The organism is Paenibacillus sp. JT31N17 (genome assembly GCF_056269255.1).
Window position 1 is genome coordinate 168,575 of the sequence record NZ_JBWDNP010000011.1, and the last position, 15,654, is coordinate 184,228.

The window sequence follows — 15,654 nt, forward strand, 5'->3', positions numbered from 1 at the left end:
GGTTTCATCCGGAAATCCGCACTCTTCCCTGTTCAAATTCGACAGAGAGTGCTAAAAATCCTTGTTTTATGCGGTTTTCGGTCATTCATTTTATGAGCTTATTTAAGCTTCAAAAAAAAGACAGCTGCATCACAGCTGCCTTCCGTTTCACACAATCATTTACTCCGCAGCCGGCAGCTCAAACGCCTCCGCCAGCAGCTTGAACGACATCCGCTTGGCTTCATAATCATGGACGATGGTCGCGACCATAATTTCCTCGGTATCATATTCCCGTCCCAGGCGCAGCAGCTGCTCCTTCACCGTATCCGGGGAGCCGACGACCACCCGCTTGCGGTTCTCACGCACCCGCATTCTCTCCACCTCGGAATACGGATAAGCCAGCGCTTTCTCCGGAGGCGCAATCCCCGCGCTGAACCGGCCCTGTTCAAGCAGCAGAAATTGATAATCGAAGCTAGACGCCAATCTCTGCGCTTCTTCGTCGGTTTTTGCGCAAACGACGAATATCGCCACCATCGCCTGAGGCTTGCCGCCTGGGAGGGCAGGCGTGAATGTTTCCTTATAATCCCTTACATAAGAGACCCCGCCGCTCCCGTTAATAAACTGGGCAAAGGCGAATGAGACGCCGCGCTCCGCGGCAAGCATGGCGCTATCCCCGCTCGAGCCAAGCAGCCACACTTCAGGCGCCGAGCTTATCGCAGGGGATGCCGTCAACCCGGGAAACCGGTGATTCACGTGGCTGGCGACATTCAGATAATGCAGCAAATCTTCAATCTGCTGCGGATAACGGTCAACCGTGCCTGCATTACCTTCCTGAAGCGCTCTTGTGGCAATGGGCATGCCGCCTGGCGCGCGTCCCAGCCCCATATCGATGCGTCCCGGGTACAATGCTTCAAGAAGACGGAAATTCTCCGCCACTTTATACGCGCTGTAATGAGGCAGCATCACGCCGCCCGAGCCTACGCGAATCGTCGAGGTATTCGCTGCGATATGCGAGATGAATACTTCCGGGCTCGAATGCGCCAGACTTTCCGTATTATGATGCTCCGATACCCAGAATCGATGATAGCCCAGCCGTTCTGCCAGCTCTGCCAGCCTGACCGTCTGCTTCAAAGCCTCCGCCGCGGTGCTTCCCTCCGGTACCGGCGATTGATCCAATACGCTTAACCGCATTTTCATCACACCTTTTGGCTTATTTCGTAATCATGACAACCCGTACACTCATGATAACGAAAGGCGCAGCCAATCGCAAACGCCAGCCCCCATTGCAGCATCAATACCGGATAACCGGCTCCAGCAGCGTGACAGTCTGTGTATGGCTGTTAAGATTCGCCACGACTCCAATCGGGACAGCGGCCTTGTAGCGTCCATGGCCGGAGGCCAGATTCGTGATAAGCGGTTTGCCCAGCGGCACCATCACCTCGTTAATCAAGTCCTCATAGGAAACACCGTAGGCATCTGCGCATTCGTTGCATTCACCCATGAGGATAGCGGAGGCGTCGCTGAACTTTCCGGCAAGCTTCAGCTGCTCCACATAACGGTACACCCTGTTGATCGGCTCATGCGTCTCTTCAATAAAGAAAATCTTCCCCGTCGTATCGATCTCGTACGGCGTACCAAGCGAACCGATCAGGGACGTGATGTTCCCTCCTACGATCGGTCCCGTGGCACTGCCCGGCACCTTGCCCGTCAGCGGCATACCGGGCGGATTGACCAGAAGACGGGGAGCCGCAGTAGATGAGGTCGCAGTAAAAAACTGCTCGAAATTATAGGGCGGCGTATTCGCCCTGAAGTCAAGCAGCAGCAGGCTGTGGAGGGTTACGATATCCGCATACTGATATAACACGTTCAGCAGAATGGTAATGTCGCTGTACCCGCTGATAAGCTTCGGATTCGCTTTGATCACGGAATAATCCAGATACGGCAGAATTCCCTCCACGCCAACTCCGCCTCTGACAGGAAGAATCATCTTCACCCTGGGATTGGTGAACATGCTCATCAAATCCTCCGCGCGCTGCTGATCCGAGCCTGCCAGAAAGCCGTTCTCCGCATAAACATACCGTCCCAGAAGTACTTGAAGCCCCATGCTCTGCAAATAGGCGATGCAGGCATTTATTCTCTCCGCAGCCAGCGGGCTTCCAAGCGTTACAATGCCGATCGTATCCCCCCGCTGAAGAGCTAACGGTTTAATGGCCATTCTCCCAAACCTCCATCCAAAACTTCCTCTGCTATTAGATTATGAATGGAGGCGGAACAGGTATGCGGTTATTGGGCAAAAAAAAGAAGGGCGTACAGGGCCCTTGCATCCCTATACCCTCTTCCTTCGCACTGCCAAGGCCGGTCAGGCCGGCAAATGCTCTTTGCAGAAAGCGGCGATCGCTTCTTCTTCGTCTTCTTCCATCTCGAAATCGAGTATCAGATCGGATGTTCTCTCATGCAGTTCATACTTGAGAATACCCTCGCGGTTCTCGTCCACGATGTAAATGAGCTTTATATAGACGCCTTTATCGGAGTGCAGCTCGTCTTCCTCCGGCACATCCAGATCCAGCACAAACTCATAACGCTTTCCAGTCAATATTCCGAATGGATCCTTCACCAAATCCGCACTATATTCCGTAACCTTAAACATCTGATCATCCTCTCTGGCACATCTGGATCTTATTATACCTTACACTGGACGGAAAAAGATGCAGTTTTCACGTTATGCCCAAAAAATGCCGTGTTCATACAAGCCCCACGATAAACATTGTGGTATTATACTCCATGCGGATTTGTCCGGGCAGCAAGCATGAGTTCCGCAATATTCAGGATGCTCAGGGGGATGAAAATGGCGGAGGAAGTCATCATTGCCGACTATCAATCAGAGTGGGCGGAGCAGTTCGAATACGAGAAGGCAAGGCTGCAATCGGCGCTGTACGATAAGACGATTGTTATTGAGCATATAGGAAGCACCTCCGTTCAGGGGCTGCCGGCAAAGCCGATTTTGGATATTGCGGTTGGAGTAAGCAAATTGGCGGAAGCTGATGACTTTATCGGGCCGTTATGCGCAATAGGCTACGAATATGTTCCCAAAGCGGACTTTCCAAACCGGAGATTCTTTAGAAAGGGAGAATGGCGGAAGGGTACGCATCATCTGCATGTTTATGAACTGCAAAGCGAGGAATGGAGCAATAATATACGGTTTCGCAATTACCTGAGAAGCAACCCGGAGAAACTTCAGGAATATGCCCGGCTTAAGAAGCAGCTCGCAGCTCTATACGCCGAGGATAGACCTACGTATACATTGTTAAAAGCACCCTTCATTAACTCGGTTATCGAATTGGCAAAAAACGAAGGCCATGATTTGTTCCCGAAACTGTAGCGGAAACCGCTGAATTCCTCCGGCTGCAGCACAAATATCTCAGCATGAAGAGGGCCTGCCGGCGGCAGGCCCTCTTGTTCGCTCCATGGTAATATTCCGGTTATCATTTCTATAACGTATACCTCACAACGGGATATGCAGCTCCGAGGCGGTCCTGCGTATGTAATCCGCGGCCTGCTGATATTCCTCATTGGTAGACAGATGCTCGATGATCAAGGTGGTATCTGGGTGCAGCTTGTTCAATTCGCTCAGGAATATCCGGTAATCGAGCATCCCCCGGCCCGGTATGACCTCATCCAGATGAACGGTAAGCTTGCCCTGCAGCAGAATGTCCTTGGCGTGGCAATTACGGATATAAGGCCCAAGCCTGGCAAAAAAGTCACGGATCATCTCGCCATTCCGGTAGTAGGTCCGGGGACTGCTGACAATGTTGACGGGGTCAAAGTGGACTCCAAAGCCTTTGCGGTCAATCGCCTTGATCAGAGCAAGATAAGTGTCGGCAGAGTCGGGGAATACCCACGGCATCATTTCCAATGCGAATACGGTATGCTCCGGCTTGACCGCATCGATGATTCCGCGTATCGTCTCGACAATGAGATCAAAGGTCTCGTCGCTGAAATTGTCCGGATCCGGCCCATCCCATTGTTCCCCGCGGGAACCGGCGATATTGACGCAACATTGGGCGCCAATCCGCTCCGCGAGCTCCAGCCGCTTGATGCAGTAGGCGACGGCACTTCGCCTTGTTTCCTCGTTCCGGCTGATCGGATTGCTCCAGGCGCCAACCTCCGAGATCAGAATATCATGCTCTCTCGCCGCCTTTAGATAGTCTTCGAGCTCGCCGATATCGTCTTCCCCGTTAATCGGGCAGGTAGTTGCGCGAAACCCCGCTTGCCGCAGTGCGGCTGACCAACTCTCCGGATTCTTGTCTTCTAGAAACACCTGGCCTCCAAGCCTCATTACAATCCCGTCCTTTCTTTCATACGATTGTCGCAAGCAGGAAATACTGTATGTTGCGGACAGTATATCATAGACACGCGTTTATACAAGTCCGGTTTTGCAGCACCGCCGCAAAATGGACAGTTGAGGGGTTTAATAGATTGACAGCGATTTCAAATATTGTGTATGATTGACCCATAAACACGTGTTTACGAAAGAGGCTGAAGGACATTGTGAAAAAGGCGGATATAAACAGCGTCGAGATCGCCCGTTTGGCTGGCGTATCCAGAAGCACGGTCAGCAGAGTCATCAACAATTACGCCAACGTTCCGCCGAAGACGCGTGAGAAAGTCATGAAAGTGATCCAGCAGTATAATTATTTCCCCAATGCTTCCGCTCAGGTGCTTGCCGGCAAACGCGCGCGCACCATCGGGCTGTTCCTGATTGCGCCTGGGCATGTATCAAGCGACATGCTGGTGAACAGGATGATCGTAAGTGTCATTGAAGATGTCTCCGCTTACGGTTATTACGTGCTGACGCATATCATTCGTGACGCAAGCGATCAGGAAACGGTCAGAAATGTGAAGGAGATCTTCTTCCAGCGCCGGATTGACGGGGGGATCTTCATTGGCGCCGCCAATCGTGAGCCATTCATCGAAGAGCTTATTGCCGAAGGCTTCATCGTCGGCGTTGTGGATCAGCAGCATCCGGAAATTCCCCAATCCAACCGGATAGTCGCCAATTTCAACAATGATTCCGGCATGAAGCAGGCAGTCGCTTATTTGACAGGACTCGGGCATACCAGGATTGGCGTTATTAATGGCGATATGAACCGTCTATCAGGCCCTACAAAATACGAGGGCTTCCTGAAAGCCATGCAGCTATGCGGTTTGCAAGTCAATCAGGATTGGGTGCTGGATGGCAGCTTTCATGAAGAAAGCGGATATGAGGCGATTTATTCCTTTCTCCGCAAGAATGGGGAACGGCCGACAGCCATCATAGCGGCCAACGACAGCGTAGCTTTCGGAGCGATCCGGGCATTGAAGGAGCATGGACTGCAGGTGCCGGAGGATATATCCGTCATTGGCTTCGATGATCATGCGCTTAGTGAGAAGCATCATCCGCCGCTTACGACGATCAGGGTCGATTTCAGCGACATGCTGAAGCAGCTGACCTCCATCCTCATCGGCAAGATCGAGCAGCCAACCGACGATGTGAAACAAATCACACTCGAATGCAGCCTTGTAGTCCGGGATTCATGCCGGAGGGTGTGAATTTTTTCAATTCCATAAACACGCGTTCGTCTATCATTCAGACCTGTATGCTTACCAACCATTCGAAGGAGGATATAACAATGAATTTGCTTATAACAGGCGCCAATCGTGGATTGGGCTACGAGATTGCCGCCGAAGCGCTGGAGCGGGGACATGCCGTAATAGCAGGAGTGCGAAGCCCCGGTCAGGAAAATGACAAGCTGTCGGCACTTGCCGCCAAGTACGGAGAACGGCTTACCGTCGCCGAGCTGGATGTAACCGACGAAGCAGGCATCGCAGCGCTTGCTGCCCGGATGCAGCAGGAGGGCAGGATGCTTGGAGCGATCGTCAATAACGCGGCGATTCTGGTAGCCCGCAACACGCAAATTGAGAGCCTGGATATGGACGATGTGGTGAATACATTTGAGATCAATCTTTACGGTCCGATGCGTGTAGTCAAGCATTTCCTGCCGCTCTTGACGGAGAAGGATGCTGCGATTATTAATATTTCCTCGGAAGCGGGCAGCATCACGAATGCCTATCCGGGCGATTATCCTTATGCGATTTCCAAAACCGCGCTGAATATGTTCTCGCAGCAGCTGCTTTCCTATGTGAAAGGCCGCGGCATTCACGTGCTCAGCATCCACCCCGGCTGGATGCGGACGGATATGGGCGGAGCATCGGCCCCGAACGATCCGGGCAACAGCGCACGCGGCATCGTGGATCAGATCGAACGCAAAATCGTTCCGGAGAGCCGCTTCAATTTCGTTGATTTCTCCGGTAAAGAAATGCCTATTTAAAGGCGCGGGCGACCATTCATTGAATGGTTCTTCTGAGGCTGCGCACGCTTGTATGCCCATCTTTCGAGGAATGCAGAACTTTATGCGCATCTCTCCGAGATGTACGGTTGTCAGGAAATAACCCTGCCTGCCCAAAGCACCGGAGGTAAAGCATTCAAATGCCATATCCCTAATATTCATTCCATCCGCCGTCTCCCTTAAGGAGGCGGTTTTTTTTATGGAACGAAAACCAGCCATCAATCCTGATGCAAAGACGCACCAAAATAAGTTTATAATATTCCTTGACAGGAATATTCCTATTGAGGTATATTCAACTCATGAATTCAAGCTTTATTGCCCTGGCCGAACCAAACCGGCTGCATATTGTCGAGCTCCTGCGCAGCGGCCCTCTTTCGGTAGGGGACATTTCCAGCCGGCACGGCCTGAGCCAGCCGCAAGCCTCCAAGCATCTCCGTGTTCTCTGTGACGCCGGGATTGTCGAGGCGCATGCTGCAGCCAACCGGCGGTTCTACAAGCTGCGGCCCGAACCGTTCAGGGAGTTTGAAATATGGCTGGAGTCCTACCGTCACGTCCTGGACGAGAGATTTGCCCGTGCGGACGATTACTTGAAGGACCTGCAAAGAAAGGATGTGATACATGGCGATATGCAGTAGTCCTGCAGGAAGTTTATTACCCAACAAAATTGGAGGAATGGAATTATGTCAGCAAACCATGCAGCAAACCATTCAGCAAGCCATTTTCAAGCATCAGTAGAAGGTCGGGAGCTTATTGTCAATCGTATCTTTCATGCACCTCGCGAGCTGGTTTTTAATACATGGACGGATCCCGAACATCTGCCTCTCTGGTGGGGACCGGCGGGCTTCACAATCACGATTCAAGCCATTGACATAAGACCAGGCGGCGTATGGAGCTATATTATGCATGGCCCCGACGGGGTCGATTACGATAATAAAATTACTTATATTGAGGTTGTCAGACCAGAGCGCCTCGTCTATTCCCATGGCGGCGATGGAGATGACGAGCAATTTCGCGTCACGGTGACTTTCGCCGAGCAGGGCAATAAGACCCGTCTGACCATGCGGTCCCTCTTCAAGTCGGCAGAAGAGCTGGATACTGTGGTAAAAGAATACGGAGCTGTTGAAGGGGCCAAACAAACGCTGGATCGCTTCGAGGAGCAATTGGCAAAACTTGTGTAATTGTGAACTTAAAACCAGAAAGGAATGAATTTAATATGAAAAGAAATACATTGATCTATTGGATTTTTACCGGCCCTTTGGCAGCCTTAATGCTTGTTGGATCCATTCCTGACATCATGTCCGTCCCCGATGCCGTTGAATTATTCGATCATCTGGGCTATCCCCACTACCTGCTGCCCTTTCTCGGAATCGCCAAGCTGCTGGGTGTCGCAGCCATCCTGATTCCCGGATTTCCGCGAATCAAGGAATGGGCTTATGCCGGGTTGGTATTTGATCTGGCAGGGGCCATGTATTCCAGCATGGCCGTGGGCGACCCTGCAGGCAGCTGGTTGCCCGTCATTATCGGATTCCTGTTCATAGCCGGTTCTTATGTGTTCTATCACAAAAGATCAAAAGCAGCAGCTTCGATTCGTTCCCATTCCGCTTATTCTTCTGAAAATGCCCAAATTCAGGTCTGAAGAAAATAAAAACCAAACAGCCAGTGCGCACCGTTATTCAAGTCGGCGTGCACTGGCTGTTTACGGATGATAAAGCACGGTTCGGCATGCTTAATCCGGTTTAACCCTGGCTTACCAATCAGCTCCGGCAGCCATCTTCCGGTTTAACCCTGGCCTACCCAATCCGCTCCGGCAATTTCCTTCCAGCGCGTACGAATGGCCTCGTACTGCTGCCGGGGAAGAAGCCCATTCTCAAGCAGCTTGGCATTCTCCAGCCACCGCCCGGGGTTGGCCGTGCCGACAATTGCGGCATGAACGCCGGGAATGGACAGCGTGAAGCGCAGGGCCGTTCCCACCGATTCACTCAGGCCGCCGTCCAGGAAATCGTAGTTCAATTCCTGCAGCCGCCTCCAATATTCGCGCGGATATTCATCTTCCGGCAGCTTGCCTGTTTTCCAGGCCGCATTGGCAATCGGACGTTTCACGACAACGCCCATGCCCCGCTTGGCCGCTTCCGGCAAGGTCAGCTCGATCGCTTCCTGATCCGCGATGCTGATCGATGTCTCCAGTGAGTCAAACGCCCCGCTTTGCACCGCGTACAGCGCGGCCGAAGAGTCCCCGCTGTACCCGATAAACCGGGTTTTCCCCTTCTCCTTGGCCCGCTTCAACACATCGATCACATCGCCTTGCCGCAGGATATCTTCCGAGCAGCTGTGGAGATGAATGACATCGACATAGTCCGTCTGCAGCCTGCTCAGGCTGCGGTCAATGCTTTGCTCCAGCAGGGCGGGGTCCCAGTCGGGCAAGTCAATACCGGACGAATGCCCGCATTTGGTAAACAGATAATAATCATCACGGCGGTGACCCACCGTCTTGCCGATCAATTCCTCGCTGATCGCATAGCATTCCGCGGTATCGATCAGATTCAGGCCAGCATCCAGCGCGCTTCCAAGCAGCTTGTCCGCCTGTTCCCCGGTAATGCCCTGAAAGCCGATCTCCGCTCCTCCAAAGCCCAGGATGCTCACATTCATTCCGGTACGTCCATACTGTCGTTTCTCCATATCGTCCATGCCTCGCTTTCCCAAATTCCCAGAATTCACAAGAATCATTACCCTTGGTTGACTTGTTACAGCAGCAATTCATAACCTGGATTACCCGTCCTGAAGCCCAGTGTAACAAGAAGAACCGGCTCCGCCGTCCTTTGGCGGCAGAGTATACTTCTTCCCTCAGACCTCATAGAAATGGACAAATGTGAAACTTACGCATTCTATAAGGTGTAAGAAGAAACGGCTTCGCCGTCCTTTGGCGGCATCGTTAGTTTCTTGCCTCATACCTTATAGAAATTTATAGGCGTGAAAACTTATAAATTCTATAAGGTCAAAAAGACCGCCTGAGCGGCCTTCCCTGCTAAGGAGCGGCAATTCCGAAATACGTAAGCAGCGCCTCATTATAATCGTCTTCCGAAGCTGGCGTAAAAGCATGAACCCCATCCGCAGTAAAGATACGGAATTCCTGCCCTGCGATCGTGTTTCGCCCCTCGCGGGTGCGCATCGCCACCATGGCGTTCCTCGTGAAAATAGAATCCGGGGCGTTCTCGCACCAGTAGGTTGCCATAATAAAATCCTTGGGCAGCTGCGGCTCTTCGGTAAATGAATACAGCCAGCTCCACCCGCCCCGCTTCCATTCGCAGAGCACCCAGCCATAGTAGGCATCCTGCTCCAGACGATAGCTTTCTTCTCCTTGCGGCTGCTCCAGCAGCTCCTGCATTTGGATGGGACGGCGCGGCACGATGCCCCCGACGCCGACATCGCACAGGTAGGAGATGCCTTCCGCCTCCACCTTCAGCACATGATGGCGCCGTTTGGGCGGGGCATCGGTCTCATCGCGCCAGAACCGCGCGAACAGGTCGGTAACCGGATATCCCAGCTCCCGCAGCAGCCAGCCGAACAGCGCATTGAGCTCGAAGCAGTATCCGCCCCGACGGCGCACAACGATTTTGTCGTGGAGCGCCGGGATTTCCAGCGACAGCGGAATTCGCTTCAAAATATCAAGATTCTCATAGGGGACCGCATGAAGATGCCGCTCCTGCAGTTCGGCCAGCGCCGCGGCGCTTCCGTCAAGATTGCCTTCATAGCCGATCCGCTTCAGGTAAGCGGTTACTTCAGGATGAAGAGGGGCTTGGTTGGTCGTCATCGCATGAACTCCTTCGCCAGTAGTTGCGGTTCGCCACAATGGGCTGATCCGGTGTGTTTCCTGATATTACTATACCACATGAACAGGCAATTGGATCGCTTCCAATCCTTTTCGTATGTAATTAACTTCCATATAATAATTCGTTTCAATCGTGTTATCTTTGTTTATTACATAAGGAAGTATAGCTTTTTCGTACTTTTTACTTTTAGGAGCATACAAAAGTATGTACAAACAAAAAAGGGGGCGGCGTTAGTGGCAAAAAAACGGATTGCCTTATTATTATTCATTATAGTCCTGACAGTGTGCGGGTGTTCCGCTGGAAATTCTTCAACTGAAAAGACAACGCTTACACTGTGGTACTGGAACCGCGGCCTGGATGATAAGCTCATTGCTTCCCTTGAGACACAATTCCCGACACTGCAGATCAATGCGCAAAAAATCGGCGGCGATTTCAAATCCAAGCTGAAAACAACGCTTGCCGCCGGATCAGGCGGACCTGATATCGTCGCTTTCAATGACTGGGTGACGGAAATGTTCCCGAATTCGGACCGTTTCTATAATTTGTATGATCTCGGAGCCAAAGAAATTGAGCCGGATTATCTGGATTGGAAATGGCAGCTCGGGGTTTCGCCTGAAGGAAAAATGATAGCGCTTCCTATCGATACGGGGCCTACAGCTTTATTTTACCGCGCCGATCTGTTCGAGAAGGCCGGACTGCCCAGCGACCCCAAGGAGGTCAGCGATGCGCTCGGAACCTGGGAGGAATATTTCGCGGCGGGCGAGAAGCTCCAGTCTGCGCTGGGAGATGACGTCAAGCTTACGGATAATATCGGCAGCATCTATACCCAGGTGAACGCCCAGAGCGATAAGATCTACTTCAACAAGGATGAGACCTTCATCGGGGAAGATTCCTCTTCTTCCATGAAGAAAGCCTGGGATCTTGCTGTGAAGGCATCCCAAATGGGACTCCTGGCCAATGCCAACGGCAGCACCTCCGAGTGGAACGCAGCCATGAACAACGGTAAAATCGCTTCCTTTGTCGGCGCGGTCTGGAACAAGGAAGTTCTGATGCAAGCCGCACCCGACACGGCCGGCAAATGGCGGGTGGCGCGGGCGCCAGGCGGAGACGGCAACAATGGCGGCTCCTTCCTGTCCATCATGAGAACAAGCAAGCATCCGAAGGAAGCCTTCGAGGTTATCAAATGGCTGCAGAATCCCGAGAATCAGGTGAAATCCTTCACCGATGTCAACCTGTTTCCATCGGCTGTCAAGGCGCTTGATGCGAAGGAGCTGCTGAAGAAAGAAGATTTCTTCGGGGGACAGGCGACCGGTGAAATCTTTACTGAATCGGCAAGGAATGTCAAGCCTGCTTACTTCGGCTCGAAATACGCCAATCTTAACGGGATCGTAAGCCGCCAGCTGCAGTCCGTTGCGCTTCAGGGGAAGAACCCCGATGAAGCATGGAAGGCTGCATTGGCCCGGGTTAAAAAGGAGCTGCTGCGGTAAAGGCACCAAGCCGGCCGCTTCAGCCAATGCCGCCCATTTGTGGCATTACAGCGTCGAGGCCATGCCGCCCGCAAAGGTTGAAAGCAGCCAAAATGAAATGGCGGTACGCCATCTACTATAAGGAGGTTAAGCTTATGGCCGAACCAACCAGACTGCAAGCATCGACGAAGCCTGCCCTGCCTGCAAGGGTGCGGGAACCCAAACGCGGACTCGCCTCGGAAATATGGAAGCACCGCAAAGAATATTTAGCCATTTCGCCATTTTACCTGTTGTTTGCCATATTCGGGCTGTTCCCGATTGCCTTCTCCATGTATCTGTCGTTTCAACGATGGGACGGAATCGGGGAGATGACCTTCAACGGCCTGAACAATTACCGGTTCATGCTGTCGGACCCGGAATTCTGGAAAGCCGTGGGCAATACCCTGCTCATCTGGGTGTATTCCACCATACCGATGCTGTTCTCGGCGCTTGTCGTCGCTTTCCTGCTGAATGCGTCATTCGTAAAATTCCGCACGTTCTTCCGGATCGGTTATTTTCTGCCGAACGTAACGTCGCTGGTAGCGGTAGCGATTATTTTCAGCACCCTGTTCTCCAACAATTATGGCCTGTTGAACTACATTCTCTCCCTGTTCGGCCTTCATTCCGTGGAATGGCTGAACGAGACATGGGGGATTCAGCTGGCAGTTTCCCTGATGGTAGTCTGGCGCTGGGTCGGCTATAATGCCGTCATTTATCTGGCCGGATTGCAAAGCATTCCAACCGTGCTGTATGAGGCAGCCAAAATTGACGGCGCCTCTGGCGTCCAGTCCTTCTTCCGGATTACGGTTCCCATTCTGCGGCCGATTATTCTGTTCACTGTCATAACCTCGACCATCGGCGGCATGCAGATCTTTACAGAGTCCCAGGTGCTCGTCGGCAATGACGGCGGCGTGAGCGGCGGCGGGCTTACCATCGTGCTGTATTTGTACCGCGAGGCCTTCATCAACAACTACTTTGGCTATGGGGCCGCAGTGGGCTGGGGAATGTTCGTGCTGATCGCGTTGTTCTCGATCGTGAACTGGAAGCTGGTTCAGGGCAAGTCGGCCAATAATTGACGATTATATGATAAATGGGGTGATGGCATATGCCAACAGCAAAATGGAAATCGACTCTGCTGCATCTGGGACTGATTGCAGGATTAATCGTTTCAATCTTTCCTTTCTACTGGCTACTGGTGATGTCCACACGCACGACAGCTGAAATATACAGCTATCCTCCGAAATTATGGTTCGGCGGCGAGCTGTTTGACAATATATCGCGGGTTATGGCCAATATTGATTTTTTTGGCGCTTTTCTGAATACACTGTTCGTCGCCTCTGTCTGTACGGTGCTGGTATTGTTCTTCGATTCGCTGGCCGGCATCACGTTTGCCAAATATCATTTTCCGGGCAAAAAGTGGCTGTTTATCCTGCTGCTGGCCACCATGATGGCGCCTGCCCAGCTGTCGCTCGTTCCATCCTTCGTCATTATGGCCAAGTTCGGATGGGTGGGATCCTTCAAGGCGCTTATTATTCCCGGCATGGTGAATGCCTTCGGGATTTTCTGGATCAGGCAGTATGCCGAGGAATCCATTCCGTCGGAGCTGCTGGATGCCGGACGGATTGACGGCTGCGGATTCTTCCGCCTGTATTGGAATCTGTCCCTGCCGATTCTGCGTCCCGCATTATCCTTTCTCGGCGCGTTCACGTTTATCGGCGTATGGAATGACTATCTCTGGCCGCTCATTATCATCACCGACGAGAGCAAATTCACGCTTCAGATTGCCCTCTCGTCCTTGAACGGGATCTATATGACCGATTACTCCATGGTTATCGCAGGTACGCTGCTTGCGGTGCTGCCGCTGATTCTGCTGTTTCTGTTTATCAGCAAGCAGTTTATATCCGATATCGCCGCAGGCGCCATCAAAAGCTGACCCGGACCTGCCGGGCTTTGTCTGCAGGCTTGAACGATAACGAAAAAGCACCTTCTTTCCCACGTCAATCGTGGTTTTAAGAAGGTGCTTTCGTATGTTTATTGGGTTGGCTCCGTAGAGCCTGGCCTTATGGAAAAGCCCCCATTTCATTTTCAGCTCAAAAAAAGCCCGCTTACAATTCAGATAAATAGCGCTTCCCGCCCTTGAACCAGGCGGCCTCGCGGTAGCCGGTCCGCTTCGCCAGCTCGACCGCTTCGTCAATCAAAGTGCCCAGATCGTCGGGATAATGCGCGTCCGACGAGAATGTGACCGGCACGCCATACTCAAACATTGCGGCAAGCAGCAGCGGGCTTGGACAAATCTCCTTCACCGGATACCGGTACGCCAGACCCGTGTTCACTTCAGTTGCGACACCCGCCTCCTTGAAGGCCCGCGCCGTCTCCCGGTACAGCTCCGCCAGCAGCCCCTCATCCGGCCTGTAGCCGAATACCTTGATGTTGTCGGGGTGGCCGATCATATCGAACAGCCCGCTGCGGGCCGCACGCTGGACCAGCGAGAAATGCCTGGCATACAGCAATTCCAGATTCTCGTCCTCAAACCGTGAAGCCGTCTCCGGATTGTCAAAGCCCCAGCCGTCAATGAAATGGACGGAACCGATGACATAATCGACATCCAGCATCTCCAGCAGTCCTGCCAGCTCGGCTTCCCCGCCGGGAAAATAATCCGCCTCCAAACCAACCGACAGTGCGTCATCGCTGCCAGCGGCGTCCTTGGCCGCCTCAATAAACGCAGCTGCCGAGGTCACACATACCCGGTCCAGCCATTCCCGCTGCAGTCTGCCGAGCGGCGAATCGTCGACACAGATATGCTTGAGGTAATAGGGCTTGAACTCCTCGAACCGGTACAGATGATCAACCAGTCCGAACTTCCCGATTCCCCTTCGCCTTCCCTCCGCCAGGTACCGTTTAATCCAGTCCTGGTGGAATGGCCCCTGCTCAATGCGCCGCCCCAGCTGGGCGCTCACGCTATTGATCCATGACAGGGAGTGGAGAGGGGACCGCCCCGTCTCCTGTTCCCTTCCGATCTCATCCGACGTTGCAGAAAGCGCCCTCGCCGTCCGCTCCAGCCAGCGCAGCGAATATGGGCCTTCCTCCAGGTGAAAATGAAAGTCTACTTTCATTCCGCCCTGCCTGCAGCCGCATGATTCAATGAACAGCCCGGCAGCTCAATCGGCCTCATCGCTGGCGAACAAGGAATACCGAGAAGTCCACACACCAGCGGCGCGACCGCCAGCTGGGGAATGGGGTCTTCGTATACGCCCGGGGTAAACTCCGGTCCTATGGCGTAGAAGGGCACATCCCGTTCTCCCTGGCCGGTCCCCCCGTGCTGTCCGAATTCGTTCATGCCGTGATCGGCTGTGACAATGATGCGGTATTTATTTTCCAGCCATACGGGGAGAAGTCCGGCGAGAACAGCATCCGCCGCTCCGGTAATTTGCCGGTATTCGGCGGAACCGGACCCATGCTTATGGCCGATGTCGTCGATTCCCATCGGATGGACGTAGAGAAAATCCGGAGCATACGCCCGGCGAAGGTATTCGGCATCGGCGAACAGATGCGTATCCGGGTACGTATCGTCAAAATAAAACATCCCGTATTGGATCGGAGATGTTCCGTCCAGCTGAATCCGGTCGGTCATCGGATTGAACGGGGCGCGGTTATACAGCTCGCTGACCCAATGGTAAGCTGCTGCGGCGGTTGTGAGTCCCTGTTCAGCCGCAAGCTGAAACACACTGCGCTGATTCGACAGCCTCACCGTATGATTGGCTGTAATGCCGTTCTCCACGGGCGGCGTCCCCGTGAGCAGCACCTCATACAGCGGCCTCGACAGACTCGGCAGCTCCGAGCTGACGCGGTAGCAGGCGGCACGGCCCTTCTCCACCAGATGCTCCATATATCCCATGACGGCGCGCGCCGTATCATAGCGCAAGCCGTCAAGCACAACCATAATCACTTTCTGCATGG

At 53.1% G+C, this 15,654-nt stretch carries 17 protein-coding genes; 9 read left to right on the forward strand and 8 right to left on the reverse strand.

Annotation, left to right across the window (positions count from 1 at the left end; genetic code table 11):
* Positions 1-159 precede the first annotated feature (159 nt).
* The 3 genes from AC0YOB_RS27360 to AC0YOB_RS27370 form a co-directional block, all read right to left on the reverse strand.
* Positions 160-1,176, reverse strand: coding sequence for an LLM class flavin-dependent oxidoreductase (locus AC0YOB_RS27360; protein WP_475795461.1), 1,017 nt, complete (start codon positions 1,174-1,176; stop codon positions 160-162).
* A gap of 94 nt (positions 1,177-1,270) precedes the next feature.
* On the reverse strand, positions 1,271-2,194 hold the full coding sequence (locus tag AC0YOB_RS27365) for a S66 peptidase family protein (protein ID WP_475795462.1): 924 nt from the start codon (positions 2,192-2,194) through the stop codon (positions 1,271-1,273).
* Positions 2,195-2,338: 144 nt separating this feature from the next.
* Positions 2,339-2,626, reverse strand: coding sequence for a DUF6509 family protein (locus tag AC0YOB_RS27370; protein ID WP_210038717.1), 288 nt, complete (start codon positions 2,624-2,626; stop codon positions 2,339-2,341).
* Positions 2,627-2,824: 198 nt separating this feature from the next.
* On the opposite strand from AC0YOB_RS27370, the gene AC0YOB_RS27375 reads away from it, so the two are divergent.
* Positions 2,825-3,358, forward strand: coding sequence for a GrpB family protein (locus AC0YOB_RS27375; RefSeq protein WP_475795525.1), 534 nt, complete (start codon positions 2,825-2,827; stop codon positions 3,356-3,358).
* 123 nt (positions 3,359-3,481) lie between these two features.
* Here AC0YOB_RS27375 and AC0YOB_RS27380 read toward each other — a convergent pair whose 3' ends face one another.
* Entirely contained in the window at positions 3,482-4,315 is an 834-nt protein-coding gene (locus tag AC0YOB_RS27380; protein WP_475795463.1) for a sugar phosphate isomerase/epimerase family protein, read from the reverse strand.
* Between the two features lie 212 nt (positions 4,316-4,527).
* Here AC0YOB_RS27380 and AC0YOB_RS27385 point away from each other — a divergent pair, with 212 nt between their 5' ends.
* From AC0YOB_RS27385 to AC0YOB_RS27405, 5 genes are all read left to right on the forward strand, one after another.
* Positions 4,528-5,568 carry a LacI family DNA-binding transcriptional regulator gene (locus tag AC0YOB_RS27385; protein ID WP_210038714.1) on the forward strand — a complete coding sequence of 347 codons (1,041 nt, stop codon included), beginning with the start codon at positions 4,528-4,530 and terminating at the stop codon, positions 5,566-5,568.
* An 80-nt stretch (positions 5,569-5,648) separates the two neighbouring features.
* Positions 5,649-6,347, forward strand: a complete 699-nt coding sequence (locus tag AC0YOB_RS27390) for an SDR family oxidoreductase (protein ID WP_475795464.1) — start codon at positions 5,649-5,651, stop codon at positions 6,345-6,347.
* A gap of 317 nt (positions 6,348-6,664) precedes the next feature.
* The gene (locus AC0YOB_RS27395) at positions 6,665-7,000 is read left to right on the forward strand and encodes an ArsR/SmtB family transcription factor (RefSeq protein WP_475795465.1); all 336 of its coding nucleotides are present in this window, start codon (positions 6,665-6,667) and stop codon (positions 6,998-7,000) included.
* A 45-nt stretch (positions 7,001-7,045) separates the two neighbouring features.
* The gene (locus AC0YOB_RS27400) at positions 7,046-7,543 is read left to right on the forward strand and encodes an SRPBCC family protein (protein WP_475795466.1); all 498 of its coding nucleotides are present in this window, start codon (positions 7,046-7,048) and stop codon (positions 7,541-7,543) included.
* A gap of 35 nt (positions 7,544-7,578) precedes the next feature.
* On the forward strand, positions 7,579-8,001 hold the full coding sequence (locus AC0YOB_RS27405) for a DoxX family protein (protein WP_475795467.1): 423 nt from the start codon (positions 7,579-7,581) through the stop codon (positions 7,999-8,001).
* A gap of 143 nt (positions 8,002-8,144) precedes the next feature.
* Here the strand turns inward: AC0YOB_RS27405 and AC0YOB_RS27410 are convergent, their stop codons facing one another.
* Complete coding sequence (locus AC0YOB_RS27410) at positions 8,145-9,041, reverse strand: aldo/keto reductase (protein ID WP_475795468.1); 897 nt, start codon at positions 9,039-9,041, stop codon at positions 8,145-8,147.
* Between the two features lie 346 nt (positions 9,042-9,387).
* Positions 9,388-10,173: an arylamine N-acetyltransferase family protein gene (locus tag AC0YOB_RS27415; RefSeq protein WP_475795469.1), complete on the reverse strand. Its 786-nt coding sequence runs from the start codon at positions 10,171-10,173 to the stop codon at positions 9,388-9,390.
* A 252-nt stretch (positions 10,174-10,425) separates the two neighbouring features.
* Here AC0YOB_RS27415 and AC0YOB_RS27420 point away from each other — a divergent pair, with 252 nt between their 5' ends.
* The 3 genes from AC0YOB_RS27420 to AC0YOB_RS27430 all read left to right on the forward strand — a co-directional run bounded on the left by AC0YOB_RS27420 (position 10,426) and on the right by AC0YOB_RS27430 (position 13,630).
* On the forward strand, positions 10,426-11,679 hold the full coding sequence (locus tag AC0YOB_RS27420; protein WP_475795470.1) for an ABC transporter substrate-binding protein: 1,254 nt from the start codon (positions 10,426-10,428) through the stop codon (positions 11,677-11,679).
* Positions 11,680-11,813: 134 nt separating this feature from the next.
* Entirely contained in the window at positions 11,814-12,773 is a 960-nt protein-coding gene (locus tag AC0YOB_RS27425) for a carbohydrate ABC transporter permease (RefSeq protein ID WP_475795471.1), read from the forward strand.
* Positions 12,774-12,802: 29 nt separating this feature from the next.
* On the forward strand, positions 12,803-13,630 hold the full coding sequence (locus AC0YOB_RS27430) for a carbohydrate ABC transporter permease (RefSeq protein WP_210038707.1): 828 nt from the start codon (positions 12,803-12,805) through the stop codon (positions 13,628-13,630).
* Positions 13,631-13,802: 172 nt separating this feature from the next.
* On the opposite strand, the gene AC0YOB_RS27435 is transcribed toward AC0YOB_RS27430, so the two are convergent.
* Entirely contained in the window at positions 13,803-14,810 is a 1,008-nt protein-coding gene (locus tag AC0YOB_RS27435; RefSeq protein WP_475795472.1) for a PHP domain-containing protein, read from the reverse strand.
* Positions 14,807-15,652 carry an alkaline phosphatase family protein gene (locus AC0YOB_RS27440; protein WP_475795473.1) on the reverse strand — a complete coding sequence of 282 codons (846 nt, stop codon included), beginning with the start codon at positions 15,650-15,652 and terminating at the stop codon, positions 14,807-14,809. Before AC0YOB_RS27440 ends, AC0YOB_RS27435 begins: the two co-directional genes overlap by 4 nt.
* Positions 15,653-15,654 lie beyond the last annotated feature (2 nt).